Annotated in this window: 3 protein-coding genes; 2 read left to right on the top strand and 1 reads right to left on the bottom strand. The window is 39.1% G+C overall.

Annotated features, from left to right (window positions below):
- Positions 1-498: hypothetical protein (locus HMPREF1534_RS20965; RefSeq protein WP_005940214.1), on the bottom strand; the 498-nt coding region annotated here is incomplete at its 3' end.
- Between the two features lie 46 nt (positions 499-544).
- Here HMPREF1534_RS20965 and HMPREF1534_RS09700 point away from each other — a divergent pair.
- Positions 545-1,033, top strand: a complete 489-nt coding sequence (locus HMPREF1534_RS09700; protein WP_005940212.1) for a hypothetical protein — start codon at positions 545-547, stop codon at positions 1,031-1,033.
- A 314-nt stretch (positions 1,034-1,347) separates the two neighbouring features.
- Positions 1,348-1,664: lanthionine synthetase LanC family protein (locus HMPREF1534_RS09705; protein WP_005940208.1), on the top strand; the 317-nt coding region annotated here is incomplete at its 3' end.

Here is a 1,664-nt window from a genome sequence, read left to right as displayed (position 1 = left end):
GTAACCAAGAAATTTCTTGTACGTGGGCTTTGCATCGTACTTCTCCGTCTCAATGAACTGGTGGTCAAAGTCAACGTCATACTCCCCGCCCTCTTTCAACTGCCCTGTGGCCAACAGGCAATTCAGGAGCAATGTGTTGAGTGTGTCTGCCGTATTGAAGTCATAGGACTTTCCGGCATCAGATGTGTATGAGATGTTTTCCCGGGCCAGTTCGTTTATTGCCCTGAGGATGGTGTCGGCGCTACAGGTGCGGAGTGTGGGGTGAAGGGAAAGATGACTCATTAAGTGGGCGGTGACATCCTCAACGCAAGAACCGCCGCAGAAGTAAACGCATAGGAGGGAGCGGATGATTTCGCTGTATTGATAACCATAGAGTTTGCATCTCAACCCAAGTGTTGAGTCAATTGTAGAGGAGAGAAGGGAGGTAAATTGCTCCATGATTGGAAATATGCCTCCAAAAGGAGTGAGTCTTTCGGATTTTATTGCTACATTTGCCATGCTTGTTACGGTTTTCTTTGTCTTTGGATTCGCAACACTAAGGTAAGTGAAAACGCTGACATGGCAAAAACCTGGGCAACAAAATGTTGCTCAGGAACTTATAAAAATAATTATCAATTATGTTGCGGAATTAAGGGTAGAAAAACAAAACAATCGTTTCAGACTTATTTATGGTAATTATGATTGTGTGGAACAAAAAGATATCAAAGCCCTGCAAGTAGCATTAAACTTAAGTCAAAACAAGCCCTGTAATATATCCGACGATAGAGAGGATATAAAGCATTGGCTCAACTTATCAAGAAACGGCTTTGCCGATAAGCTACATAAGACCTACCCTATGTTAGATAAAACGTTTCTAGATATTTGCTATTTGGCTGCTTTAGGTCTGTCTATTGATGAAATAGCTCAATACGCAGGTAACATAAAAAGACGTTCAGTGGAACGGTATATGAGCCTAATTTGCCAAGAAGTACAGTACCCCATGAGCGGGAAAAAAGGGTTTGAGAGCTTTATTAACCACATACTTACTATTTAAACAGAACAAAAAGAGGGTCGGAAAATCTCAAAAAGCATCCTTGTATATACTTAATGCATTAATAATCAGTTATATATTGAATCTCATTTCTTCTTAAAGAGTACTTGGATATGTCAAAAAAGACATTTAGCTTTGTAGAAACAAAAATTAAAAACTTATGGAAAAACACACGCTATTTAAAATGCTGATGATTGCTTTATGTATCACATTTAGCATTTCAACGGTTTATGGTTCCAGCCTGCAAGGAGAACCTACAACAAAAGAAGAACCTACGATATAGGTATTTAGAAATGCCCTAATTAAGAAAGAAGAAGATGGCTGATGATGATGTTCTATTAGAAAAAATAGCCAATCATTACCTGTTCTATGGTTCTTTTCACTCTGATTTAGGACTATACAACGGCAAGATGGGAATGGTCATTTTCTTCTTTCATTATGCACGATATACCGGAAATAGTTTATACGAAGATTTTGCTGAAGAGTTTTTAAATGAAATATTGGAGAGTCTGCACACCGAAACCCCCATCTCTTTCAAAAGAGGGCTGGCAGGCATAGGATGGGGCATGCTCTATCTCATTAAACAAGGATTTATGGAAACAGACATCCAAGAAACATTTAAAGACATGGACGA

This window comes from Phocaeicola massiliensis B84634 = Timone 84634 = DSM 17679 = JCM 13223 (assembly GCF_000382445.1).
Classification (GTDB): Bacteria; Bacteroidota; Bacteroidia; order Bacteroidales; family Bacteroidaceae; genus Phocaeicola; species Phocaeicola massiliensis.
The sequence above is the reverse complement of the archived record's forward strand: the minus strand, read 5'-3'. Positions and strand labels throughout refer to the sequence as shown.